Below are 24,988 nucleotides of genomic sequence, written 5' to 3' on the forward strand. Positions count from 1 at the left end.
TTGGGGTTGGGGGGGGGGCGCGGGCGGGCGGCGGGGGGGGGGGGGGGGGGGGGGGGGGGGGGGCCGCGCCCCCCCCCCCCCCCCCCCCCCCCCCCGGGCGGGTCAGGGCTGGGGGAAGACGCCGAGCTCCTCGACGACGGAGTTCACGAGGGTCCCGTTCTCGTCGACGACCTCGCGCAGGTAGACCGCCTGCTCCGGGGTCTGGTCGGTGAAGCTCCAGGGGCCGCGGGGGCTGTCGTCGATCTCGCCGAGGCCGCCGAGGGCCTCGCTGAGCGCCTCGCCGCCGGTGCCGCCGGCCTCCTCCAGCGCGCGGGCCAGGACGTTGGCGGCGTCGTAGGCCTGCACGGCGTAGGTCGTCGGCAGCTCGTCGTAGGCCTCCTGGTAGGCCTGCACGAACTCGGTGTTGGCCGGGTTGTCGATCTCGGTCGAGTAGTGCAGCGTCGTCCGGACGCCGACCGCCGCGGGCCCCTGCGCGTCGAGCACGCTGCCCTCGGTGAGGAAGCCCGAGCCGTAGAGCGGGATGGTGTCCTTGAGGCCGAAGTCCGCGTACTGCTGGACGAAGCTGACCGCCTCCCCGCCGGCGTAGAAGACGAACGTGGCGGCGGCGCCGGAGCCCTGGATGCCGGACAGGAACGGCTGGAAGTCCTGCGTGGTGCCGAACGGGGTCAGGGCCTGGCCGGCGATGGTGCCGCCGCCGGCGGTGTAGGCCTCGGTGAAGCCGGCGACCACCTCCTGCCCGGCCGCGTAGTCGGGGGCCATGACGTAGACCGGGCCGATGCCCTCCGCGGCCAGGTGCTCGCCCATGGCGGCGGCGATCTGGGCGTTGGTGAACGAGGAGCGCCAGACGTAGGGGCTGGCGGCGTCCTTCGTGATCGCCTCGGCGCCGGCGTTGGCCACGATCAGCGGCACCTGCGCCTCGGTCACCTGCTCGGCGACGCCCAGCGCGGTGGCGGAGTTGACGATGCCGACCATCGCGTCGACGTCGCCCTCGGTGAGCAGCCGCTGGACGGCCGGGACGCCGGTGTCGGGGCCCTCGCCCTCGTCGGCGGTCACCGTCTCGACGGTGAAGCCGCCCATCTCGCCGCCGTTCTGCTCCAGCCACAGGTCCCAGCCCTGCTGCATGTCCTCGCCCAGCGGGGTGTAGACCCCGGCCTGCGGGATGACCAGGCCGACGCGGACGGTGCCGCCGCCCTCGCCCTCGCCGGCTCCACCGCCCTCCTCCTCCCCGCCGAGGCTGCCGCCTCCGCACGCGGTCATGGCCAGGGTGAGGACACCGGCGCCGAGGCCGCCGAGCAGTCGCCGACCGGACAGGTGATGCAGCACGGGCACACTCCGGAGGTCACGACGTGCTACACCCGCACGTCTGATGCTCAAGAACCATGTAGCGCGCCCGCGGGATGTGTCAAGGGTCACACCGACAGCCGGGTCGAGATGGTGTCGTTCCGTGACCTGCGGCGTCGTCCTCGGCGAGGAGCGCCGGGCCGCGCGGCACGGGGTGTCACGATGAGGGGCGTGGAGGTCGTGGACGGACCGTTCGTCACCCGCCGGCAGGAGCTGGGGGCCGCGAGCGCGCGCAGCCTGCTGCTGACGGTGCTCGGGGAGTTCGTGCTGCCCAGTGGCCGGCCGGTGTGGACCGCGAGCCTCCTGGAGCTGCTGGCCGACCTCGACGTCGCGGAGAAGGCGGCCCGCCAGGCCATCATGCGCACCGCCGACAGCGGGTGGATCGAGGCCAGCCGGATCGGGCGGGAGACCCGCTGGTCGCTGACCGGGGCCGGCACCCGGCTGCTGCGGGAGGGCACCGAGCGCATCTACGGCTTCGCCGCCGACGAGCGTTCGTGGGACGGCCGCTGGCTGGTGCTGTCGGTCGGCGTCCCGGAGAACAACCGGGCGCTGCGCCAGCGGCTGCGCACCCAGCTGGGCTGGGCCGGGCTCGGCTCCCTGGACGCCGGCACGTGGGTGACCCCGCGGGTGGACCGCGAGCAGGAGGCCCGCCGGGTCCTCGACGAGCTGGGCCTGCTCGCCGGCAGCTGGTCGTTCGTCGCGACCGCCGGGCTCGTGGGCGACGAGCGTTCGCTGGCCCGCACCGCCTGGGACCTCGACGGCATCGAGCGCGGCTACGAGGACTTCCTGGAGCTGGTCGGCCGGCGACGCCCCCGCACCGACCGCCAGGCCCTGGTCGCCCAGGTCCGGCTCGTGCAGGAGTGGCGCCGCTTCCCCCTGCTGGACCCCGGGCTGCCCCGCGAGCTGCTGCCCCCGCGGTGGAGCGGCAGCCGGGCCGCGGACGTCTTCCGCGAGCGGCACGCGACCTGGGCGCCCCGGGCCCAGCGGGCCTGGGCCGAGCTCACCGCCGAGCGGTGACATCGTCGTCCCACCGGAGGACACCGCGGCCGGGTGCCGTCCCCGGTCCGCCGAGCTCGTCCCGGGCCTCGTCGCGGAGGCCTCCGGCCCCCACTCCTCGACCCGACCCGCTCACGCGGGGACGGGGTGCCGCTCCAGCCAGGCGCGCCCGGCGTCGGTGAGCACCCGCATGTCCCGCTCGGCCTGCAGCAGCGGCGGGTCCTGGCGGTAGAGCCGGGCCACGAGGTGGCTGTCGGGCGCCAGTTGCCGGGCGATCTGGTGCGCCTCCAGCTTGTGCATCCGGCCGCCGGCCTCGGCGAACCGGCGCAGCAGCGCCGCCTGCGCCTCCTCCGGGTCGGTGCGGTCGCGGGCCGGGGCGGCCGGCGAGGGCTCCTCGTCCAGCAGCGCGGTGACCGCCCGCGAGAAGGTCTGCACGAGGTCGCGGATGCGGTCGTCGCGGGAGGGGGCCGCCGCACCGCCGCCGGACCCCTGCCAGGTGCGCTGCGGGTGCCGGCGCAGGTACTCCTGCTCCAGTTCGAGCATGCGCTCGGTGTGCGTCCGGAACTGCTCGGCGGTGCCGTGCAGGAACACCCAGTGCCGCATCGCGTGGGCGTGCACGCCCTGGCGTTCCAGCTCCTCGTCGGACAGCTCGCGCGCCGGGATCCCCGGTCGGTCGGTCATCGCCGCTCCCTCGGTCGCTCGGTCGGTGCCCCGGTCGGCGGTGACCGGGGTCACATGGTGGCGGCCACGGCGCCGGGCTGTCACCCCGGCGCCGTGGCCGTGGCCCGGTGCTCAGCGCGCCGTGGCCAGCCGCAGGATGCCGTCGGCCAGCTCGGCGGGCCGGGTGAACATCGACTCGTGGCTGCCGGGGATCTCGGTGACCGTCGCCCCGCAGCGCTCGGGGAAGCGCGGCGCCCACGCGTGCTCGCCCGGGGGCAGCGCGATGTCGTCCACCGACAGCAGGTAGTCGATCGGGACGTCGAGGTCGCGGTAGGCGTTGCCGCCCACGGCCGGCTCGCTGAAGCAGAGGAACGACTGCGGGCGCAGCACCGAGTGCACCACCGCGGCGGTCGCGGGGTCGGCGTCCTGCATGAAGCCGCTCTGGAACACCTCGAGGGGCAGCAGGACGGTGTTGTCCCCCGACGCCGCGGCCAGCTGCTCGAACAGCTCGGTGTACTGGGGCGGCACCTCGTCGTTCAGGCACCGTCCCTCCTCGGGGACGAACGCGCTCCAGAACACCACCCGCTTGAGCTTGCCGGCCAGCCGCGGCGCGGCACCGGCCACGACGTAGCCGCCCCAGCTGTGCCCGACCAGCGTGATGTCGTCCAGACCGGAGCGCTCGACGGCGGCCACGAGCGCGTCGACGCAGTCGGTCAGCGTCACGCCGCTGGGGTCGTCGTCGATGCCCAGGCCCGGGCTGGTCGGGGCGATCACCCGGTGGCCCTCGGCGCGCAGCCGCGCCGCCACGGGCTGCCAGGCCCAGCCGCCGTGCCACGCACCGTGCTGGAGCACGAAGTCCTCCGCCATGGTCACTCCTCCTCGTCGGGTACCGACCGCGCCGGGAGCCGGGTGTCCGGCCGGCAACCCGGCGGCGTCTTCCTACTGCACGGACGCCGGTCTGCGGGCGGTCGGCACCGTCACGGGCTCACGGACGCCAGCGGGCGTGCCGGGTGCCGGTCGCGCCGCTGCGGATCAGCTCCAGCCGTGGTCGCGGCCCGTCGGTACGCCCGGTCTGCGGCCGCCGGCTGCCGGCGCGGAACGGCGCCGGCCACCGCGCGCCGGGGCCGGAGTAGCCCTGCTCGGCGGCGGCGTGCAGCGTCCACTGCGGGTCGTACAGGTGCGGCCGGCCCAGTGCGCAGAGGTCCGCGCGGCCGGCGAGGAGGATGGAGTTGACGTCGTCCCAGCTGGAGATCGCCCCGACGGCGATCACCGCCACCCCGTACTCGCGGCCGACCTCGTTGCGGATCCGGTCGGCGTAGGGGGTCTGGTAGCTGCGGCCGAAGGCCGGCCGCTCCGCCTTGACCACCTGTCCGGTGGAGACGTCGATGCCGTCGGCGCCGTGCTCGGCGAAGGCCCGCGCGACGGCGACGGCGTCCTCGACGTCGGTGCCCCCCTCGCACCAGTCGGTGGCCGAGATGCGGACCGTCATCGGCCGCTCGGCCGGCCACGCGGCGCGCACGGCGTCGAACACCTCCAGCGGGTAGCGCAGCCGGTTCTCCAGCGGCCCGCCGTAGCGGTCGGTGCGGTGGTTGGCCAGCGGGGAGATGAACGACGACAGCAGGTAGCCGTGCGCGCAGTGCAGCTCCAGGACGTCGAACCCGGCGCGGGCCGCGGCGCGGGTGCTGGCCACGAACTGCTCGCGGATCGCGGCCAGGTCGGCCCCGGTCAGCTCCCGCGGCACGGCGTTGGCCGGCGAGTACGGGACGGCCGACGGGCCGACGACCTCCCAGTTGCCCTCCGGCAGCGGCTCGTCGATGCCCTCCCACATGAGCTTGGTCGAGCCCTTGCGCCCGGAGTGCCCGAGCTGGACGCCGATCCGCGCGTCGGTCGCCGAGTGCACGAAGTCCACGACCCGCGTCCACGCCGCCTCCTGCTCGGCGGTGTAGAAGCCGGTGCAGCCCGGCGTGATCCGGCCCTCGGGGGAGACGCAGACCATCTCGGTCATCACCAGGCCGGCCCCGCCGAGCGCCTTGCTGCCCAGGTGCACCAGGTGGAAGTCGGTGGGCAGCCCGTCGACGGCGGAGTACATGTCCATCGCCGAGACGACGACGCGGTTGGCCAGCTCCAGGGGGCCCAGCCGGAAGGAGTGGAACATCGGCGGCCGCGGCTCCACCGGCTCCGGCTGGGTGCGGGCGAACCACGCGTCCACGCCGGCGACGAACTCCGGGTCGCGCAGCCGCAGGTTGTCGTGGGTGACCCGCCGGCTGCGCGTGATGATGTTGAACGCGAACTGCTCGGGGTCCTGGTGCACGTAGCGGCCGATGTCCTCGAACCACTCCAGGCTGGCCTGGGCGGCCCGCTGGGTGGAGAGCACGACCGGCCGCCGCTCGGCCTCGTAGGCGGTCAGCGCGGCGTCGACGTCGGGCTGCTCGTGCAGGCAGGCGGCCAGGGCCAGCGCGTCCTCCATCGCCAGCTTGGTGCCCGAGCCGATCGAGAAGTGCGCGGTGTGCGCGGCGTCGCCGAGCAGGACCAGGTTGCCGTGCCGCCACGTCTCGTTGCGCAGTGACAGGAAGTTCAGCCACTTGGAGTTGTTGGCGAACACCCGGTGCCCGCCCAGGACGCCGGCGAACAGCTGCTCGACGAGCGCGATCGACTTCGTGTCGCTCTCGCCGGGCGGGAGGTCGAGGGCGGCGACGTCGGCGAACGCGCGCTGCCAGACCTCCTCGTGCATCTCCACGATGAACGTGCTGCCCGTGCGGTCGTAGGGGTAGCCGTGGATCTGCATGACGCCGAACGGCGTCTCCTCGACGTAGAACTCGAACGCCTCGAACACCAGGTCGGTGCCCAGCCACATGTACCGGCAGCGGCGGGTGTCGAACGTGGGCCGGAAGACGTCGGCGTAGCGGGTGCGCACCGCCGAACGGGCGCCGTCGGCGGCGACGACGAGGTCGTACCCGGCACGCAGCCGCTCGGGGTCGGGGGCCTCGGTGCGGAAGTGCACCGGCACGCCGAGGTCGGCGCAGCGCCGCTGCAGGATGCCCAGCAGCTCCTTGCGGCTCATCGCGGCGAAGCCGTGCCCGCCGGAGGTGGTCACCCGCCCGCGGTGGTGGACGTCGATGTCGTCCCACCGGGCGAAGTGCCGCTGCATCTCCCGGAACACCGCCGGGTCGGCGTGCTCGATGCCGCCGAGGGTCTCGTCGGAGAAGACGACGCCGAAGCCGAACGTGTCGTCGGGCGCGTTGCGCTCCCACACCGTGACCTCGTGCGCCGGGTCGAGCTGCTTGACCAGGGCCGCGAGGTACAGCCCGCCCGGCCCGCCGCCGGCCACCGCGATGCGCATGCCGCTCACCGCAGCCGGTACCGCTGCAGCTTGCCCGTGCTGGTGCGCGGCAGCTCGGTGCGGAACTCGACGGCGCGCGGGCACTTGTAGCGCGCGATCTCCGCCCGGCAGTGCTCCTGCAGCTCCTCGGCGGTCACCCCGCCGGCGTCGGGGGAGAGCACCACGAACGCCTTCACGATCGTGCCGCGGTCGGGGTCCGGGGCGCCGACGACCGCGCACTCCACGACCGCCGGGTGGGTCAGCAGCGCCTGCTCGACCTCCGGCCCGGCGATGTTGTACCCGGCCGAGATGATCATGTCGTCGGTGCGCGCCCGGTAGGTGAAGTAGCCGTCGGCGTCGCGGACGTAGGTGTCGCCGGTGTGGTTCCAGCCGTGCCGGACGTACTCCGCCTGCCGGTCGCCGTCGAGGTAGCGGCAGCCGGTGGGGCCGCGGACGGCGAGGTGGCCCTCGGTCCCGTCGGGCACCGGGTTGCCCTCGTCGTCCAGGACGGCGGCGGTGTAGCCCGGGACGGCGCGGCCGGTGCTGCCGGGCCGGATGTCGCCGTCGGCCGCGGAGATGAAGACGTGCAGCATCTCGGTGGAGCCGATGCCGTCGATGACCCGCACCCCGCTGGCCTCGTGCACCCCGTGCCACACCGCGGCCGGCAGCGGCTCGCCGGCCGACACCGCGCGGCGCAGGCCGGCCAGCCGGTGCCCGTTCCCGCCGGCCACGATCGCCTTGTAGGCGGTCGGCGCGGTGAACAGCGCCGTCACCCCGTGCTCGGCGACGGCGTCGGCGAGCAGGTCGGGGGAGGGGTGCTCGAGCAGCAGCACGCTCGCGCCGGCCCGCAGCGGGAAGACCACCAGCCCGCCGAGGCCGTAGGTGAACGCGATCGGCGGGCTGCCGGTGAAGACGTCGTCGGGTTCGGGCCGCACCACGTGCGCCGAGAAGGTGTCGGCGATGGCGAGCACGTCGCGGTGGAAGTGCATCGTCGCCTTGGGCCGGCCGGTGGTGCCCGAGGTGAACGCCAGCAGGGCGACGTCGTCGGCGGCGGTCGGGACGTCGGCGAACTCCTCGGGGTGGGCCACGGCCCGGGTGAGCAGGTCGCGCGGGCCGCCGTCCCCGTAGGTCGCCACCGCCATCCCGGGGACGGCGGCGGCGGTCAGGTCGTCGGTCAACCGGCTGTCGCACAGCGCGACGGTGGGCCGGCACATCCGCCCGACGGTGGCCAGCTCCCCGGCCCGCAACGCCGGCATCGTGGTCACCACGACCCCGCCGGCCCTGAGCACCGCCAGCCAGCAGGCCACCAGCTCGGGGCTGTTGGGGCCGCGCAGCAGGACCCGGTTGCCGGGGACGACGCCCAGCTCCTCGACCAGGACGCCGGCGATCCGGCCGGCGCGGGCCCGCAGCTCGCCGTAACTCCAGCTCGGCCCGCCGGGGGTGCGCACGCAGGGCCGGTCGGCGCCGAACCGCGCGATGGTGCCGTCGAGCAACTCGGTCGCGCAGTTCAGCCGCTCGCCGTAGTCGAGGTCGCCCATGTCCAGGACCGGCCAGGACCCCGGTGGGGGCAGGTGGTCGCGGCAGAAGGGATCGACGTGCGCGGAGGGGGACAGGGGCGGGGCGCTCAGCGTCACGGGACGGACCTCCCTGCGGTCGCCGGGTCCGGCCGGGCCGCACCCTGTCGCCAGTATGGCGCGCTACTGACGGGAGTCAACGGGACGACATGCCCGGTCGGGTGCCGGTTATCGTGGGTGCCGTGACCGCCGTCGAGGAGGCGGCGGCGCCCCCGCCCGTCGGCCTGCAGCCCCGCCAGCTGATCGTCACGCTCTACGGCCTGTACGCGCGCGCCCGCGGGGGCTGGCTGTCGGTCGCGGCCGTCGTCCGCCTGATGGCCGACCTCGGCGTGGAGGAGCCGGCCGTCCGCTCGTCGGTCTCCCGGCTCAAGCGGCGGGGCCTGCTGGACGCCCGGCGGAACGGCGACGTCGCCGGCTACGCGCTCACCGGCGAGGCCCTGGAGGTGCTCGCCGAGGGGGACGCGCGGATCTTCGGCCGCCGCCGGGCCCGCGAGTCCGACGGCTGGCTGCTCGTCGTCTTCTCCGTGCCGGAGTCCGAGCGGGAGCACCGCCACCGGCTGCGCTCGGAGCTCACCCGGCTCGGCTTCGGCACCGTGGCGCCGGGGGTCTGGGTTGCCCCCGGGCACCTGGGGGACGACGTCCGTGAGGTGCTCCGCCGACGCGGGCTGGACGGCTACGTGGAGCTGTTCTCGCAGGCGCGGGTGCCGCGGGAGGAGGCCCGGGTGGCGGTCGCGCGCTGGTGGGACCTCGACGCGCTGCACGAGCGCTACGCCGGCTTCCTCGACCGGCACGGCCCCGCCCTGGAGCGCGCCCGGCCCGACCAGCCGCTCGACCCCGCGCGGGCCTTCGCCGACCACGTCCGGCTGGTCACCGACTGGCGCGGGCTGCCCTACGCCGACCCCGGGCTCCCGCTGGAGCTGCTGCCCGGGGACTGGAACGGCGCGCGCGCCGCCGACCTGTTCGCCGAGCTCGCCGACCGCCTGGCCGGGCCCGCCGCCGACCACGCCCGCCGGCTCCTCGACTCCTGACCCCCCGCTCTCCGGGACCGTGCGGCCGGATCGCCGGAGCCCGCGGCCACCGTTGCACCCGGGCTGGTCCTGGGCCCGGAGCGCCCGCCCCGGAGGCGGCCGGTGGGACACCGCGCGATGCGGGCGCTAGCTGCCCACCACCGGCGGCAGCCCCCAGGCGCCGGGGCCGGTGCGCTTGCCGCAGAGACGACAGACCTTGGCGTCGGGCCCCTGCGGTCGCTCGTCGTGCGGATGCTCCACGACGAAGGCATGGAGCCCGAGGCGACACCGGATCGGCTTCCCGGCCATGTGGGGGAGGCTAGGAGCCGGCCGGGGGTGACCCCAGGGCCGTTGGCCCCGGGGCGCCGGCTCCCCGGGCCCCAGCCCGCCGGGAACCGGGTCGGGCTCCCGGCACACAGCGGATCGGTGCGACCGGCTCGGACGTCCCCCAGCGGGCCGCTCGGGGACTGGGGCGGCTCAGGTGCACCTGCCTTCCCCCCGGGGCCCGTCCCTCAGCGTGTCCGGACCAGCACCCTGCCGGCAGCCCGGCGTCCGTCCAGACGGCGGATCGCTGCGGCGGCGTCCTCCAGGGGGAAGACCCGGTCGATCGGCGGGTCGATCGCGCCGGCCTCGATCAGCGGCACCAGGTCGCGCCACTGCCGACCGGGGTGGTCGGGTTCGTCGGACCAGAACTCGGCCGAGGCCACGCCCAGCACCGACGTGTTGGTCAGCAGCAGCCGGTTGACCCTGACGGTGGGGATCTCACCGCCGGTGAAGCCGAGGACGAGCAGCCGCCCCTCGCGGGCCAGCGAGCGCAGGGAGTCGGTGAACCGGTCGCCGCCGACCGGGTCGACGACGACGTCCACCCCGCGGCCCCCGGTCAGCCGGCGGACCTCGTCGCGGAAGCCGTCGACCAGCACGACGTCGTGCGCTCCGGCCGCCCGGGCGACCTCCTCCTTCTCGGGCGTGGAGACGACCGCGACCACCCGGGCGCCGTAGGCCGCACCCAGCTGGCAGGCGGCGGTGCCCAGCCCACCGGCGGCGCCGTGCACCAGGACCGTCTCGCCCTTCTCCAGCTGCGCGCGGCGGGTGAGCGCGAAGTGCGCCGTCAGGTAGTTCAGCGGTAGTGCAGCGGCCTTGTCGAACGGCAGGCCGTCGGGCAGCGGGAACACGAGGTGGCCGTCGACCGCGACGCTCTCGGCGAGGCCGCCGGTGATCGGCATGGCCGCCACCCGATCACCGGCGCGCAGGCCACCGGCGTCCGCCCGCACCACCCCGGACACCTCCCACCCGGGGGTGAACGGGACGTCGGGACGCCGCTGGTACAGGCCCCGGGTCTGCAGCACGTCCGGGAAGGTGACACCCGCGTACTCGACGTCGACGAGCACCTGGTGCGACCCGGGCACGGGCTCTGGTCGCTCCTGGACCTCCACGGCATCCGGTCCGGTGAGCGCGGTGATCACTGCAGCACGCATGACCCACGCTAGAGCGACCGTCGGTGACCCGCCAGATCGGCCCTCTGGCCTGGGCCGGCCCGGATCCGCACCGGGCCACGTCCTCACCGGCGGCCGGGGTGGGCCGGTCAGGGCGGGCCCCGACCGACGCGTCGCGCCCCGGTGGGGCGGCGGGGTGGTGACGGCGGTCAGGACTCCCGGTCGCTCGGTGCGGGAGGCGGTGCGATCAGGCCGGCAGGACGGCGATGCCCTGGACTTCGACGAGCGCCTCGTCGTCCCACAGCCGGGCCACGCCGATGCCGGCCATCGCGGGGTAGTCGCTGCCGACCAGCCGCCGCCACACCCCGCCGATGTCGCGGGCGCGGGCGCGGTAGTCGGCCAGGTCGACCGCGTACACGGTGAGCGAGGCCAGCTGTGCCGGTTCCCCGCCGGCGGCCCGCAGTGCGGTGAGCAGGTTGCCCAGCGCCCGCTCGAACTGCTCCACGACGTCGGCGCCGACGATCCGGCCCCCGGCGTCCATCGCGGTCTGCCCGGCGAGGAACACCGTGCGCCCCGGTGGGGCCACCACCGCGTGCGCGAAGCCCGAGGGCCGGGCCAGCTCCGGCGGGTCCACCCGTTCGAGACCGCTCACGACTGCACCGTCCCTCCGTCGACGTTGATGCCCTGCCCGGTGATCGCCGCGCTGGCCACGCAGAGCAGCACCGCGTCGGCGACCTCGTCGGGCTCCACCAGCCGCCCGATCGGCTGGCGGCGCGCCAGGGCCTCGCGCGCCTGCTCCGGCGTCCGCCCGGTCGTGGCGCTGATCGTGGCCACGGTCCGGTCGGTCATCGGGGTGTCGACGTAGCCGGGGCAGACCGCGTTCACCGTCACGCCCGTGCCGGCCACCTCCGCGGCCGCCGACCGCACCAGGCCGAGCAGCCCGTGCTTGCTCGCGGTGTAGGCCGCGACGTAGGGGTCGCCACGTTTGGCCGCGGTCGAGGCGACTGCCACCACCCGGCCCCAGCCGGCGTCGACCATGCCCGGCAGTGCCCGCCGCAGGAGCCGGAACGGGGCGGTCAGGTTGAGGTCCAGCGCCCGCGCCCACTCCTCGTCGGTCGTCCGCGCCAGCGGGGCCGAGGTGCCGGCGCCGGCGTTGAGCACGAGCACCTCCACGGGGCCGCCCCACTCCCGCTCGACGGCGCCGACGACGGCGTCGGCGGCGGCCGGGTCGGTGAGGTCGGCGGGGACGGCGAGCGCGGGCCCGGGCAGGCCGGCGGCGACCGCCTCGAGCTCCCCGGCGCTGCGCGCGGTCAGGGCGACGGCGTGGCCCCCACCGGCCAGCCGGCGCGCCACGGCGGCGCCGATGCCCCGCCCCGCGCCGGTCACCAGGCAGCGGCGGGCGACCACGCCGGCGAGCTTGCCAGCCGCTCGTGACGACCGTCAACATGACGACATACCGGCCCTCGCGACCGCCGGCGCCGGGGACCACGGAGGGGTGGTGGGCATGCGGCCCGAGGAGTTCACCGACGTCCGTTACGAGGTCGAGGAGGACAACCACGCCGTCGTCACCATCGACCGCCCCGAGCGGATGAACAGCTTCCGCGGGCGCACCGTCGACGAGTTGATCTCCGCGTTCAAGCACGCCTGGGCCGACCCGCGCGTGGCCGCGGTCATCCTCACCGCGACCGGCGAGCGCGCCTTCTGCACCGGCGGCGACGTCAAGGAGCGCGCCGAGACCGGCGGCTACGGCGAGACCGAGTGGGGGACGTTCGAGATCGAGCGGTTGCACCGCATCATCCGCGACGTCCCGAAGCCGGTGATCGCCGCGGTCAACGGCATCGCCATCGGCGGCGGCCACGTGCTGCACGTGCTGTGCGACCTCACCGTCGCCTGCGAGGAGGCGACGTTCGCGCAGGCCGGGCCGCGGGTCGGGTCCTTCGACGCCGGCTTCGGCTCGGCCTACCTGGCCCGGGTCGTCGGGGAGAAGCGGGCCCGCCAGATCTGGTTCCTGCTCGACCGCTACGACGCCGCCACCGCCGAGCGCTGGGGGCTGGTCAACGAGGTCGTGCCCCGCGAGCGACTGCTGGAGACCGCGCGCGAGTGGGCCCGCAGGATGGGCTCCTACTCGCCGACCGCGCTGCGGTTCCTCAAGCACTCGTTCAACGCCGACACCGACCACCTCGGCGGCATCTCCCACCTGGCCTTCGACGGGCTGTCCCTGTTCGCGGTCAGCGAGGAGGGCATGGAGGGCGCCCGTGCCTTCGCCGAGAAGCGTCCGCCGGACTTCCGTCGCTTCCGCTGACCGCGCACGGTCTACAAGTGTCTTGACGCAGCGCGGCTGCGGCGTAGAACATCCGGGCACCGCCCGACCCGGTTGACGACGTCCCGAGGTGGTCCGCGATGCCCGACACCTTCAGCCCTCCGCGCATCGAGTCGCAGCAGCTCCCCGACGGCCGGCTGCTGCTGCGCTCGGCCGAGCCCCTGGCCGACCACCCGGTCAGCGTCGTGCTCTCCTTCCGCGCCGGGAGCGAGGCCCACCCCGACCGGCTGCTGGTCGCCGAGCGGGCCGGGGAGGAGTGGGCGCGCTCGACCTGGGGCGAGGTGCGCGTGCAGGCCGACCGGCTGGCACAGGGGCTGGTCGACCGGGGGCTGGCCGACCGGCCGGTGATGGTGCTGTCGGGCAACAGCCGGCTGCACCTGGCGGTGCTGCTGGCCGGGATGACGGTGGGCGCGCCCGTCGTCCCCACCAGCGTGGCGTACTCGCTGCAGAGCGCCGACCACGCGAAGCTGCGGGCGATGGCCGACCTCGTCGACCCCGGCCTGGTCGTCGCCGAGGACGCCTCCTACGCCGCCGCCGTGGCGGCCGTGGCCGGGAACCGCCCGGTGCTCAGCCGGGACGGCGACGTCCCCGGCTCGACCCCGCTGGCGGGGTTCGGCGCCGAGCCGACCGCCGAGGTCGACCGGCGGTGCGCGGCGCTGCGGCGGGAGGACGTCGCCAAGATCCTGTTCACCTCCGGCTCGACCGGCACCCCCAAGGGCGTGCTCACCACCCACGGGATGTTGTCGGCCAACCAGCAGCAGATGCGCCAGGTCTGGCCGTTCCTCGCCGAGGAGCCGCCGGTGCTGCTGGACTGGCTGCCCTGGAGCCACACCTTCGGCGGCAGCCACGACCTGGACATGGTGCTGGTCAACGGCGGCACGCTGTGGATCGACGACGGCCGCCCGGCCCCGGCTCTGGTCGGGCGGACGGTGCGCAACCTGGCCGACGCCCGCCCCACCGTCTACTTCAACGTGCCCGCCGGCTACGCCGCGCTGCTCCCGCACCTGGAGCGCGACCGGGACGCGGCCGCGGCCTTCCTCGAGCGGCTGCGGCTGGGCTTCTTCGCCGCCGCCGCGCTGCCCCAGCAGCTGTGGGACCGGCTGCAGGAGCTGGCCGCCGAGCACGGCGCGCGGATGCAGATGACCACGTCGTGGGGCCTGACCGAGACCGCGCCGGCCGCCACCAGCGCCCACTACCCGATCACCCGCAGCGACGTGCTCGGGGTGCCGCTGCCGGGGGTGGAGCTGGCGCTGGTGCCCGTGGGCGCCAAGACAGAGGTCCGGGTGGCCGGGCCCAACGTGACCCCGGGCTACCACCGCCGTCCCGACCTGACCGCGGCCGCCTTCGACGAGCACGGCTTCCTCCGCACCGGCGACGCCGTGGCGCCGGTCGACCCCGGCGACCCGGCGGCCGGCCTGGTGTTCCGGGGCCGCATCGCCGAGGACTTCAAGCTGATGACCGGCACCTTCGTCAGCGTCGGCACGCTGCGCCCGCAGCTGCTGTCGGCGTCCGCGGGCCTGCTCACCGACGCGGTGGTCTGCGGCCAGGACGCCGCGTTCGTCAGCGCCATGGTCTGGCTGCACCCCGAGCACGCCGGCCGGGTGGACGCCGACGGCGTGCCCGACGACGGTCTGCGGGCCGAGCTCGCCGCCACCCTCGCCCGGCTGGCGGCCCAGGGCGGCGGCTCGTCGCAGTGCGTCGAGCGGCTGCTCGTGCTGACCGAGCCCGCCCAGCTCGACGCCGGGGAGATCACCGACAAGGGCTACGTCAACCAGGCCGCCGTCCGTGACCGCCGGGCCGACCTCGTGGCGCTGCTCACCGCGGAGCCCGTGCCGCCGCAGGTGGTCGTCCGGCCGGCGGGGGAGGATCGCTGACGTGCTCGACGGACACCTGCTCGTGGACGCGCACGTCCACGCGCCGCACCTGGCCACGCTCGCGCCCGCCTGGGTCGACTGGGCGCGGCAGTTCGGTCCGCCCGGCATCCTCGAGCAGGTGTGGCGCCCCGACGGCAGCCCCGACCCCGCGGCGCTGGACCGGCTCTTCGCCGAGGACGGCGTCGACGTCGCCCTGCTGTTCTGCGAGTACAGCCCCAAGGCCACCGGCTACCAGCTCTTCGACGACCTGCTGCCGATCGTGGAGCACAACCCGCGGCGCTTCCGCCCGGTGGCCAACGTCAACCCGCACCTGCACTTCCCGATCGCCCGCGAGCTGACCCGGCAGCTGGACCTGGGCGCGGCGGCGTTGAAGATCCACCCGGTGCACGGCGGCTTCCGCGCCGACGACGCCGCGATGTACCCCGCCTACGCCGTCCTCGTCGAGCGCGGGGTGCCGCTGGTCGTGCACTGTGGCACCAGCAGCTTCCCCGGGTCGACCAACGCCTACGCCGACCCGCAGCTGCTCGACGCCGTCCTGCGCGACTTCCCCGACCTGCAGGTGGTGCTCGCCCACGGCGGCCGCGGCTGGTGGTACGACGCCGCCGCGTTCCTCGCCCTCTCCCGGCCGAACGTGTGGATCGAGCTGTCCGGTCTGCCGCCCAAGCGGCTGCCGGAGTACTACGCCCGGTTCGACCTGGGGCGCCTGGCCCGGAAGTGGGTCTACGGCACCGACTGGCCCGGCGTCCCCGGCCAGGCCGCCAACGCCCGCGCCGTCGCCTCCCTCGGCCTCCCCGACGACGTCGTCCCGCTGGTGCTGGGGCACAACGCGCGGCGCGTCTACGCCGGCCTCGACGCCCGCTGAGACCACCCCCGTGCGTCCGCTCCGGGGGCATCCGTCAGGATGGAGCGGATGCACCAGGGGGAAGGAGAGGTCGGCCATGGGCAAGCACCGGGCACCTGACGCGGACCCCACCGACTTCGACGCGGCGACCACCGCCCTCGTCGACGTCAGCGGCGACTACGAGATCGACGCCGCGCACACGCGTATCGGCATCCGCGCCCGCCACGCGATGGTCACCACGGTCCGGGGGTCGTTCACCGAGTTCAGCGGCACCGCCCACCTGGACACGGCCGACCCCGCGGCCAGCACGGTGACCCTGCGGATCCGGACGGCGAGCGTCGACACCGGCCAGCCCGACCGCGACGCCCACCTGCGTTCCGCGGACTTCCTGGACGTCGAGACGTTCCCCGAGATCGTCTTCGTCTCCACCGACGTGGAGCAGGTCGAGACCGACGTGTACACGGTGACCGGCGACCTGACCATCCGCGACACCACCCGTCCCGTCTCGGTCGACTTCACCCTCACCGGCTCGGCGAAGGACCCGTTCGGGCAGACCCGGGTGGGCTTCGAGGGTGCCCTGGCGATCAAGCGCAGCGAGTGGGGGCTGACCTGGAACACGCCGCTCGACACCGGCGGCGTGCTGGTCAGCGACCGCATCCAGATCGAGTTCGACGTCTCCGCCGTCCGCGTCGCCTGAGCACGGCCTGCCGGCGGTCGGCGGGAGCGCCCGGCGCCGGTGGAGCCGCGCATGCCCACGGTGTCGGCGTGGCGCATGTGCGCGGGCGGCGGCCTCGGCCGACACGACCGTGGGCCGGGCCCGGGTGGTGGATGCGTCCGGAGCCGGGCACGGCCCGACGTCACGCGCGACGGGCAGGGGGCCACACGGCGAGCAGCGTGCGGACGCCGGCCAGCAGGGCCAGCGGCTGGTCGAGCATCGGGTGGTGCCCGGCCTCGGGCAGGTCGACCACGGGCAGCCCGCCGGGCACCAGCGCCGCCATCTCCGCGGCCATCCCCGGGGTCACGAGCCCGTGCTCGCAGCGGAACAGCGCCGCGGGCGCGGCCAGCCGGGGCAGCAGCCGGCGCACCAGCGGGCGGCTGCCGGAGAAGGCGGGGTCGAACTTCCACGTCCAGCCGCCCTCGACCGCACGCAGCGAGCCCCGGGCGACGTGCGCGCGCACCGGGGGCAGGTAGACCTCCTGGGGTGGCAGGGTGCGGAAACGGGCGACCGCGGCGTCGAGGTCGGGGTGCACCCGGTGCACGCGCGGCTGCTCGCGCAGGGTCTGCTCCTCCGGCGGCTGCCGGTCCAGCGGGGAGTCGATGACCGCGACGCCGGCGACGGCGTCCCCGTGCTCGACGCCGGCGGTCAGCGCCACCCAGCCGCCCATGCTGTGGCCGAGCACCACCGGCCGCGACAGCTGCTCGGCGGCGGCCACGGCGAGCACCTCCCGGGCCCACTGCGTCATGCCGTAGGCGTCGCGGCGGTCGCTGTCCCCGTGCCCGCTGAGGTCCGGGGCGACCACGCGGTGGGTCTCCAGCAGCGGGGCGATGTGGTCCCACCAGCCCGAGTGCGCCGCGCCCCCGTGCACCAGCACCAGGCCGGGGCGGTCCGGGGCGCCCCACGCGCGGTAGTGCACGCGCGCGCCGTCGACCTCGACGTCCCGGTGCTCGGGAGCGACGGCCACCGCGCGGGTGAACCACGCCGGGGCGGTGTCGACGGCGGGGGCGGGCATGGGCCACTCCTCGAGGGGCGGGTCGTGCGGCCGGGGACCGGGAGGCAGGTTACGGGCCGGTGCCGTCGACCCGGGTCGGCGGCGCCCGACAGGGCCGCTCGGCCCGAGAACCGGTGTGCGGGTGGCTGGACGGCTACGCGCGGACGGTGTCCCCGCCGGCCCGGGGGGCCACGGTCGGCGGCTGGGTCCCCGCCCGCCCGGCGAGGAGCCACACCACCAGCGCCGCGACCACGCAGGTGCCGCTGCCGATGAGGCCGATGACGGTGTACCCGGTACCGCTGGGTAGGCCCCCGCCGGCCGGGGTCACCGCGGCCAGCACCGTGGCGGTCAGCGCGCTGCCCACGGAGAACCCGGCGTAGCGCAGCACCTGGTTCAGGGCCATGGCGCTGCCGGTCTCCCGCTGCGGGACGGCCGCGACGACCAGCCCCGGGGCCGCGGCGAACACCGTGCTCACGCCCAGGCCGGCGACGGCGGTGACGACGAACAGCACCCACAGCTCGTCGCGGAACACCGCGAAGAGGGCATGCGCCCCCGCCATCAGCAGTGCGCCGGTCGCCAGTACCGCCCGCGGGCGCACGCGGTCCCCGAGCCGGCGGGACAGCGGGCCGGCGAGCATCCCGGCCAGCGAGAACGGCAGCAACGCCAGCCCGGCCACCAGCACGGTGGCGCCGAAGCCGTACCCGCTGCTCCTGGGCGTCTGGGCGAGGACGGGCACCGAGCCCATCATCAGGTAGTTGGCCAGGCTGACCAGCAGGACGGACACGTGCCCCGCGGCGGCCAGGCGGCCGCGGGCCAGCCGCAGGTCGATGAGCGGCGCGCGCACCCGCAGGGCGACGAGGACCCACGCGAGCAGGACGACCGCCGAGCCGGCGGCCACCAGCAGCACCCGCGGCGAGGTCCAGCCCCAGCCCTCGCCCTCGGCGAGGGTGACCAGCGCACCGGCCAGGCCGAGGCCCAGGAGCAGCGCGCCGGCCAGGTCGAACCGCCGGGGCGGCGCCGGGGAGGCCGCCGGCAGCACGAGGGCGGCCGCGACGAGAGCGCCGGCGGAGACCACCGTCGCCGTCCAGAAGGCCGCCGTGGCCCCGGCGTAGGTGGTGATCGCCCCGGCGATCGGGAACCCCAGCCCCACCCCGGACACGACGGTGATCGACAGGGCCGCGATCGTGCGTCGCGAGCGCTCCGGGGGCAGGGCCTCGCGGGCGGTCGCGATGAGCAGCGGCATCAACCCGAGGCCGAAGCCCTGGAGTCCCCGCCCGGCGAGGAACCAGCCCAGCCCCAGCGGCAGGGCGGTGAGGACGCCGCCGGCCACGACCAGGGCGAGGGCGGTGAGCGCCACCGTCCGGCGGTGCGACCCGTCGCCCAGCCGGCCGAGGACCGGCGTCGCCACGGCGCCGACCAGCAGCGGCATGGTCAGCGACCACTGGGCCACGTGCAGCGGGACGTCGTACAGGTCGGCGACCGCGGGGATCAGCGGTGCGCCGACGCTGCTGGTCACCGCCACCACGGTGGCGACCAGGACCAGCACGGGCACCAGGACGCGGGGATGGGCCCTGCCGGACGGCCCCGGACGGACCGACGCCGGCGACCCGGTCACGGGGACCGGGCCGCCGGCGTCCGTGCCGGGGCGGGTGCCGCTCAGGCGGCCGCCTTGCCGGTGACGTTGTGCGGGTCGATGACGTACTTCTTGGCGACGCCGGAGTCGAACTCGGCGTAGCCGCGCGGGGCGTCGTCCAGTCCGATGACCGTGGCGTTGACCGCCTCCGCGATCTGCACCCGGTCGTGCAGGATCGCCATCATCAGCTGCCGGTTGTAGCGCATCACCGGGCACTGGCCGGTGGTGAACGACAGCGACTTCGCCCAGCCGGTGCCCAGCGAGATCGACAGCGCGCCGACCTTGGCCGCCTCGTCGATGCCGCCGGGGTCCCCGGTCACGTAGAGCCCGGGGATGCCCAGCGCGCCCCCGGCCGCGGTGATCTCCATGAGGGAGTTGAGCACCGTCGCCGGCGCCTCCTTCTGGGCGCCGGAGCCGTGGCCGCGGGCCTCGAAGCCCACCGCGTCGACGCCGCAGTCGACCTCGGGGACGCCGAGGATCTGCTCGATCTGGTCCTTGGGGTCGCCCTGGGAGACGTCGACGGTCTCGCAGCCGAAGGCGCGGGCCGCGGCCAGCCGGTCCTCGTTGAGGTCGCCGACGATGACGACCGCGGCGCCGAGCAGCTGCGCGGAGGCCGCGGCGGCCAGGCCCACGGGGCCGGCACCGGCGATGTAGACGGTGGAGCCGGTGGTGACGCCGGCGGTGTAGGCGCCGTGGTACCCGGTCGGGAAGATGTCCGACAGCATGGTCAGGTCGAGGATCTTCTCCATGGCCTGGTCGCGGTCCGGGAAGCGCAGCAGGTTCCAGTCCGCGTAGGGCACCATCACGTACTCCGCCTGGCCGCCCTGCCAGCCGCCCATGTCGACGTAGCCGTAGGCCGAGCCGGGGCGGTCGGGGTTGACGTTCAGGCAGATCCCGGTCTTGCCCTCCTTGCAGTTGCGGCAGCGGCCGCAGGAGATGTTGAACGGCACCGAGCAGACGTCGCCGGTCTTGATGAACTCCACGCCCGGCCCGGTCTCGACGACCTCGCCCAGGATCTCGTGGCCGAGCACCAGGCCGTGCGGGGCGGTGGTGCGGCCGCGGACCATGTGCTGGTCGCTGCCGCAGATGTTGGTGGTCAGCACCTTCAGGATGGCGCCGTGGGGCACCTGGCGGCCCACGTTGTCCGGGTGCACCCCCGGGCCGTCCTTGAGCACGAGCTCCGGGTAGTCCAGGTCGGTGATCTCGACCCGGCCCGGGCCCTGGTAGGTCACGCCGCGGTTGTTCGCCATCTGGTCGCTCTCCTCGTCGTCGAGTGGACGCCGGCACGGTCGCGGCTGCCGGCGGGGACGGTCAACTGGTGCTCCCCACGGGCGGGAGGCGGTGTGCCCCTCCCGCCCGTGGGGTGGTGCTCAAGCGGGGAAGCCGACGGCGTGGGTGTCCATGAACTCGCGGAGACCCTCGACGCCCATCTCCCGGCCCATGCCGCTGTGGTTGAAGCCGCCGAACGGGGCGCGCTCGTCGAGGTGGGCGGCACCGTGGGCGTTGACGAAGGTGTAGCCCGTGCGCAGCCGCGCCGCCACCGCGGCGGCGCGGTCGAGGTCGGCGGTCCACACCGACGAGCACAGGCCCGACCAGGTGTCGTTGGCGCGCGCGACGGCGTCGTCCTCGTCGTCGAAGGGCAGGATCGGCAGGGTCGGGCCGAACTGCTCCTCGACGACGACGCGGGCGTCGTCGGACGGGTCGAGCACCAGCGAGGGCCGCAGGAAGTTGCCGACGGAGATGTCGGCGCCCTCGGCCGCCTCGCCGAACTCCCGCACCTCGGCGCCGGACTCGCGGGCCTGGGCGAGCAGCTCCTGCACGTACTCCTTCTGGCGCGCCTGGTGCAGCGGTCCCATGGTCACGTCCTCGTCGAGACCGTGGCCCAGCCGCTGGGCGGCGAGCAGGCCCGAGAGCCCCTCGACGACCTCGTCGTAGCGGGAGCGGTGGACGTAGAGCCGCTTGGTGGCCATGCAGATCTGGCCGGTGGAGTCGAACGTGCCGGTGAACAGCCGCTGCACGGCGTCGCCGGAGAGGTCGGCGTCGGCCAGCACCAGCGCGGGGTCGTTGCCGCCCAGCTCCAGCGCCACGCGGGTCAGCGACTGCGCGGCCATCGCCATGATCCGCCGGCCGCCGCCGGGGCTGCCGGTGAAGCAGACGTGCTTGACGCGGTCGTCGGAGACCAGCGCCGAGCCGATCTCCGCGTCGGCGCCGGTGACGACGTTGAGCACGCCGGGGGGCAGCAGCTCGGCGACCGCCTGCACCGTCCGCGTGGTGGCCAGCGGGGTGGTGGGCGGCGGCTTCACCACGACGGTGTTGCCGGCGAGCAGGGCGTAGGGCAGCGAGGCGGCGAGGATGGCCAGCGGCCAGTTGAACGGCACGATGATCGTGACCACGCCCAGCGGCAGGTACCCGACCGTCGTCCGGTAGGGCGGCGCCGGGAGGGTGACGGTGTGCTCGACCTGGTCGGCGAGCTGTGCGGCCAGTCCGAACCGGTGGGCGAACACGAGGGAGTCGATGAACGACTCCATGCGGACCTTGCCGTTCTCGCGGGTGAGGATCTCGGCGGTCGCGTGCCGGTCGGCCTCCAGCGGGGCCAGGGCCGCGGTGATGAGCTCGGCGCGCTCCTGCGGGCTGCGGGCGGCCCACGCGGGGAACGCGCGGTCCGCGGCGGCGACGGCCTCCTCCGCCTGCTTGGCGCTGGCGGCGGCCGCGTAACCGACGACCGACCGGCCGTCGGCCGGGTCGACCACCTGCAGGTGGTCGTCGGTGCTGCGCACCTCGCCGGCGATGAACAGCTCGGTCCGGATCTCCGGCAGCTGGTCCAGGGACACCATGGGGTCTGCTTCCTCAGGGTCGGTACAGGGCCGCCCGGGGCGGCCTGCGGGCGTGTGCCCGGGGTCACGGTAGGCCCGGAGGACCCGGGCCACCCCGGCCATCCGACCGGACCGGGTCCGGCGGATCCGGAGGGGCCTCCCGCGACATCCGACGTAGGCGGCGGGGGGCTCCCGTGGAGGGTCTAGCCTGCGCGGGCACCGGCCCGAAGACCGCCCCTCCAGGAGGACGACGCCGTGCCCACCGTGCGTGAGACCACCTTCGACCTGCTCCGCACCTGGGGCCTGACCACCGTGTTCGGCAACCCCGGGTCCAACGAGCTGCCCTTCCTCGACGGGTTCCCGGACGACTTCCGGTACGTCCTCGGCCTGCACGAGGGCGCCGTGCTCGGCATGGCCGACGGCTACGCCCAGGTCACCGGCCGCCCGGCGCTGGTGAACCTGCACTCCGCCGCCGGCCTGGGCAACGCGATGGGCAACCTGGCCAACGCCAAGGCGTGCGGGACGCCCCTGGTGGTGACCGCCGGTCAGCAGGCCCGCCCGATGGTCGGCCTGGGCTCGATGCTCGGCGAGCAGGCCATGACCCGCGTCCCGGAGCCCCAGGTCAAGTGGTCCTTCGAGCCGGCCCGCGCCCAGGACGTGCCCCGGGCACTCTCCGAGGCCTTCCACCTGGCCACGCTGCCGCCGGCCGGGCCGGTCTTCGTCTCCCTGCCGCTGGACGACTGGGCGCAGCCGGTGGACCCCGACGAGGTCGCCTCCCTGGCCGGCCGCCGGGTGCACCGGGCCGGCGGGCTGGACGACGAGCTGCTCGAGGAGCTGGCCGGCCGGCTGGCCGCCGCCGCGAACCCGGTGCTCGTCGTGGGTCCCGAGGTCGACGACGAGCGCGCCTTCCCCCGGGTGGTGGCGCTGGCCGAGCGGCTGCAGGCGCCGGTGTGGACGGCCCCCTCGGCGCCGCGGTGCCCGTTCCCGACCCGCCACCCGCTGTGGCAGGGCCTGCTGCCGCCGAGCATCGCCGGCGTCGCCGCGCACCTGGACGGCGCCGACCTGGTCCTCGTGCTCGGCGCGCCGGTGTTCCGCTACCACGTGTACGTGCCCGGCCCGTGGCTGCCCGAGGGCGCCGAGCTGGTCGCCGTCGGCAGCGACCCCGGCACGGCCGCCCGGGCCGCGTTCGGCGACGCGGTCGTCGCCGACGTCGACACCGTCGCCGGCCAGTTGCTGACCGCGCTGGCCGACCTGCCCCCGCGGCCGGCGCGTCCGGCCCCGGAGCGGGCGGTCGCCGCCGAGCCGGGCGCGGTGCCGTTCTCCGCGGACGCCGTGTTCGGTCTGCTGACCCGGTCGGTGCCCGGGCACACCCGGTTCGTCAACGAGTCGACCGCGAACACGGCGCAGTTCTGGTCGCACCTGGACCTCGCCGCGCCGCGCGGGCTGCTGTTCCCGGCCGCCGGCGGCCTGGGCTTCGGCGTGCCCGCCGCGGTGGGCGCCGCGCTGGCCGACCCCGCCCGTCCGGTGGTCGCCGTCCTCGGCGACGGCGCCTTCCAGTACGGCGTCCAGGCGGTCTGGACGGCGGTGCAGCACCGGCTGCCGGTGACCTTCGTGGTCCTGCGCAACGGCGTCTACGGGGCCCTCGCCTCGTTCGTGGGGCAGCTGGGCGTGTCGGGGGTCCCCGGACTGCAGCTGCCCGGCCTCGACGCGGTGACCATCGCGCAGGGCTACGGGCTGCCCGCCCGCGCCGTCGGCTCCGCCGAGGAGCTGGCCGAGGAGGTCGCCGCGATCGGCAAGGCCGAGGGGCCGCGGCTGGTCGAGGTGCCGATCACCGCGGAGACCCGCAGGCTCGGGTGACCTGCCGGTGGCCGGCGCCTCCGGAGGGCGTCGCCGCAGGTCGGGGGAGCGGGTGGGACGGATGACGTAGGAGGCGTCGCCGCGGGGACCGCCGGGAACCGGGTCGGCCGGCTCACGACTTCGGTGTCACGACGGGTTTCCATTCTCTGGAGCGGTGTAACCGCGGTCACCCGCGGCACCCGCACCCTGCACAGCGGCGTCCAGAGGAGAACTCCCCCGTGGCCACACCCACCACCCCCGCGCCCGCGAAGGCCGGCCCGTCGAAGAAGGGCATCTTCGCGGCGAGCTTCGTCGGCACGTCGATCGAGTGGTACGACTACTACATCTTCGGCACCGCCGCCGCCCTCGTGTTCGGGACCGCCTTCTTCCCCGACTTCTCGCCGGTGGCCGGCACCCTCGCGGCGTTCGCCACCTTCGCCGTCGGCTTCATCGCCCGCCCGCTCGGCGCCGCGGTCATCGGCCACTTCGGTGACCGGATCGGGCGCAAGTCGATGCTGGTGCTGACCCTGCTGCTCACCGGTGGGTCCACCTTCCTCATCGGCGTCCTGCCCACCTACGCCGCGATCGGCGTCGGCGCCCCGCTGCTGCTGGTCGCGCTGCGGCTGATCCAGGGCTTCGGCGTCGGCGGCGAGTGGGGCGGTGCGGTGCTCATCGCGACCGAGCACGCGAGCCCCCGTCGTCGCGCGGTCTACGGCAGCTTCGCGCAGTTCGGCGTCCCGGTCGGCGTGCTGACCTCCAACCTGGCCTTCCTCGCGGTCTCCGGCATGGACAACGAGGACTTCCTCGCGTGGGGCTGGCGGATCCCGTTCCTCATCAGCATCGCGCTGGTCGTCGTCGGGTTCCTCGTGCGCAGCAAGCTGCAGGACGCCCCGGAGTTCCAGGAGGTCAAGGAGCGCAAGGAGGTCAGCAAGGTGCCGGTGGCCGAGCTGATCCGCCGCCAGCCGCGCACGCTGGTCCTGGGCAGCCTGGCCTCCATCGCCCCGCCGGCGGTGGGCTACACGGTCATCGTCTACATGCTCACCTACGGCACCACCGTCGTCGGCTTCGACCGCACCACGCTGCTGTGGCTGATCCTCGCCTCGACCGCGGTGTGGATCGGCACGATCGTCGTCTCCGCCGTCCTGTCCGACCGGTTCGGCTCCAAGCCGGTGTTCGCGATCGGCGCCCTGACCGCGGTGCTCTGGCCGCTGCCGATGTTCGCGCTGGTCAACACCGGGAGCGCCGGCGCGGCGCTGTTCGCGTTCGTCGTCGCCGCGGTGGTGCAGGGCATCATGGCCGGGGCCCAGGGGGGCCTGTTCACCGAGATCTTCGAGGTGCGGACCCGCTACAGCGGCATCTCCATCGCCTACCAGCTCGGCGGCATGATCGGTGGCGCGGTCACCCCGATCGCGGCCACCGCGCTCTACGGCGCCTACGGGTCCTCCACGCCGATCGCCCTCTACGTGGCGGCCCTCTCGCTGGTCAGCCTGCTGGCCGTGCTCGGCATCCGGCCGGTGCCGAAGGCAGCCCAGGCCGACGCCGACCGGCTCGGGACGGCGGCGGCGACCTCCGCCTGAGCCGCGGCGCACCCCACGACGGCGCGCCGGCCGGGACCTCCTCGTCCCGGCCGGC

21 protein-coding genes are annotated in these 24,988 nt (G+C 75.2%); 8 read left to right on the forward strand and 13 right to left on the reverse strand.

The annotated features are described in order from the left end of the window. Positions 1–102 precede the first annotated feature (102 nt). Positions 103–1,329: an ABC transporter substrate-binding protein gene (locus ACI78V_RS21615; RefSeq protein ID WP_456854550.1), complete on the reverse strand. Its 1,227-nt coding sequence runs from the start codon at positions 1,327–1,329 to the stop codon at positions 103–105. A 183-nt stretch (positions 1,330–1,512) separates the two neighbouring features. Between ACI78V_RS21615 and ACI78V_RS21620 the strand changes: the two genes are divergently transcribed. Beyond that, on the forward strand, positions 1,513–2,358 hold the full coding sequence (locus ACI78V_RS21620) for a PaaX family transcriptional regulator (protein ID WP_456854552.1): 846 nt from the start codon (positions 1,513–1,515) through the stop codon (positions 2,356–2,358). 111 nt (positions 2,359–2,469) lie between these two features. On the opposite strand, the gene ACI78V_RS21625 is transcribed toward ACI78V_RS21620, so the two are convergent. The 4 genes from ACI78V_RS21625 to ACI78V_RS21640 form a co-directional block, all read right to left on the reverse strand. Beyond that, positions 2,470–3,018, reverse strand: a complete 549-nt coding sequence (locus ACI78V_RS21625; protein WP_456854554.1) for a DUF6158 family protein — start codon at positions 3,016–3,018, stop codon at positions 2,470–2,472. A gap of 111 nt (positions 3,019–3,129) precedes the next feature. Next, entirely contained in the window at positions 3,130–3,864 is a 735-nt protein-coding gene (locus ACI78V_RS21630) for an alpha/beta fold hydrolase (protein ID WP_456854556.1), read from the reverse strand. A gap of 118 nt (positions 3,865–3,982) precedes the next feature. Beyond that, positions 3,983–6,337: a bifunctional salicylyl-CoA 5-hydroxylase/oxidoreductase gene (locus ACI78V_RS21635; protein ID WP_456854558.1), complete on the reverse strand. Its 2,355-nt coding sequence runs from the start codon at positions 6,335–6,337 to the stop codon at positions 3,983–3,985. Positions 6,338–6,342: 5 nt separating this feature from the next. After that, positions 6,343–7,950, reverse strand: a complete 1,608-nt coding sequence (locus ACI78V_RS21640) for an AMP-binding protein (RefSeq protein WP_456854560.1) — start codon at positions 7,948–7,950, stop codon at positions 6,343–6,345. 122 nt (positions 7,951–8,072) lie between these two features. On the opposite strand from ACI78V_RS21640, the gene ACI78V_RS21645 reads away from it, so the two are divergent. Then, positions 8,073–8,918 (forward strand): PaaX family transcriptional regulator, encoded by an 846-nt coding sequence (locus tag ACI78V_RS21645; protein WP_456854562.1) that lies wholly within the window; start codon positions 8,073–8,075, stop codon positions 8,916–8,918. A gap of 126 nt (positions 8,919–9,044) precedes the next feature. Here the strand turns inward: ACI78V_RS21645 and ACI78V_RS21650 are convergent, their stop codons facing one another. The 4 genes from ACI78V_RS21650 to ACI78V_RS21665 form a co-directional block, all read right to left on the reverse strand. Next, complete coding sequence (locus ACI78V_RS21650) at positions 9,045–9,206, reverse strand: hypothetical protein (protein ID WP_456854564.1); 162 nt, start codon at positions 9,204–9,206, stop codon at positions 9,045–9,047. A gap of 203 nt (positions 9,207–9,409) precedes the next feature. Further along, positions 9,410–10,372 carry an NADPH:quinone oxidoreductase family protein gene (locus ACI78V_RS21655; RefSeq protein ID WP_456854566.1) on the reverse strand — a complete coding sequence of 321 codons (963 nt, stop codon included), beginning with the start codon at positions 10,370–10,372 and terminating at the stop codon, positions 9,410–9,412. A 205-nt stretch (positions 10,373–10,577) separates the two neighbouring features. Next, positions 10,578–10,982 (reverse strand): RidA family protein, encoded by a 405-nt coding sequence (locus ACI78V_RS21660; protein ID WP_456854569.1) that lies wholly within the window; start codon positions 10,980–10,982, stop codon positions 10,578–10,580. Then, positions 10,979–11,737: an SDR family NAD(P)-dependent oxidoreductase gene (locus tag ACI78V_RS21665; RefSeq protein ID WP_456854571.1), complete on the reverse strand. Its 759-nt coding sequence runs from the start codon at positions 11,735–11,737 to the stop codon at positions 10,979–10,981. The genes ACI78V_RS21660 and ACI78V_RS21665 overlap by 4 nt, the downstream gene beginning before the upstream one ends. Positions 11,738–11,834: 97 nt before the next feature. Here ACI78V_RS21665 and ACI78V_RS21670 point away from each other — a divergent pair, with 97 nt between their 5' ends. The 4 genes from ACI78V_RS21670 (at position 11,835) to ACI78V_RS21685 (ending at position 16,062) form a co-directional block, all read left to right on the forward strand. Beyond that, on the forward strand, positions 11,835–12,632 hold the full coding sequence (locus tag ACI78V_RS21670) for an enoyl-CoA hydratase-related protein (protein WP_456854591.1): 798 nt from the start codon (positions 11,835–11,837) through the stop codon (positions 12,630–12,632). 98 nt (positions 12,633–12,730) lie between these two features. Then, entirely contained in the window at positions 12,731–14,524 is a 1,794-nt protein-coding gene (locus tag ACI78V_RS21675; RefSeq protein WP_456854573.1) for an AMP-binding protein, read from the forward strand. A gap of 1 nt (position 14,525) precedes the next feature. After that, on the forward strand, positions 14,526–15,386 hold the full coding sequence (locus ACI78V_RS21680) for an amidohydrolase family protein (protein ID WP_456854575.1): 861 nt from the start codon (positions 14,526–14,528) through the stop codon (positions 15,384–15,386). Positions 15,387–15,462: 76 nt separating this feature from the next. Further along, a complete protein-coding gene (locus ACI78V_RS21685) occupies positions 15,463–16,062 on the forward strand; it encodes a YceI family protein (RefSeq protein WP_456854577.1) in 600 nt (199 codons plus the stop codon). Between the two features lie 160 nt (positions 16,063–16,222). On the opposite strand, the gene ACI78V_RS21690 is transcribed toward ACI78V_RS21685, so the two are convergent. The 4 genes from ACI78V_RS21690 to ACI78V_RS21705 all read right to left on the reverse strand — a co-directional run bounded on the left by ACI78V_RS21690 (position 16,223) and on the right by ACI78V_RS21705 (position 21,541). Next, positions 16,223–17,095: an alpha/beta fold hydrolase gene (locus ACI78V_RS21690; RefSeq protein ID WP_456854579.1), complete on the reverse strand. Its 873-nt coding sequence runs from the start codon at positions 17,093–17,095 to the stop codon at positions 16,223–16,225. 133 nt (positions 17,096–17,228) lie between these two features. After that, complete coding sequence (locus tag ACI78V_RS21695; RefSeq protein WP_456854582.1) at positions 17,229–18,626, reverse strand: MFS transporter; 1,398 nt, start codon at positions 18,624–18,626, stop codon at positions 17,229–17,231. Between the two features lie 104 nt (positions 18,627–18,730). Continuing rightward, positions 18,731–19,957: a formaldehyde dehydrogenase, glutathione-independent gene (fdhA, locus tag ACI78V_RS21700; protein ID WP_456854584.1), complete on the reverse strand. Its 1,227-nt coding sequence runs from the start codon at positions 19,955–19,957 to the stop codon at positions 18,731–18,733. Between the two features lie 120 nt (positions 19,958–20,077). Further along, positions 20,078–21,541, reverse strand: a complete 1,464-nt coding sequence (locus ACI78V_RS21705; protein WP_456854585.1) for an aldehyde dehydrogenase family protein — start codon at positions 21,539–21,541, stop codon at positions 20,078–20,080. Positions 21,542–21,775: 234 nt separating this feature from the next. Here ACI78V_RS21705 and mdlC point away from each other — a divergent pair, with 234 nt between their 5' ends. Then, positions 21,776–23,377: a benzoylformate decarboxylase gene (gene mdlC, locus ACI78V_RS21710; protein ID WP_456854587.1), complete on the forward strand. Its 1,602-nt coding sequence runs from the start codon at positions 21,776–21,778 to the stop codon at positions 23,375–23,377. 218 nt (positions 23,378–23,595) lie between these two features. Next, positions 23,596–24,933 carry an MFS transporter gene (locus ACI78V_RS21715; RefSeq protein ID WP_456854589.1) on the forward strand — a complete coding sequence of 446 codons (1,338 nt, stop codon included), beginning with the start codon at positions 23,596–23,598 and terminating at the stop codon, positions 24,931–24,933. Positions 24,934–24,988: the final 55 nt, after the last annotated feature.

Source organism: Geodermatophilus sp. SYSU D00742, assembly GCF_054049935.1.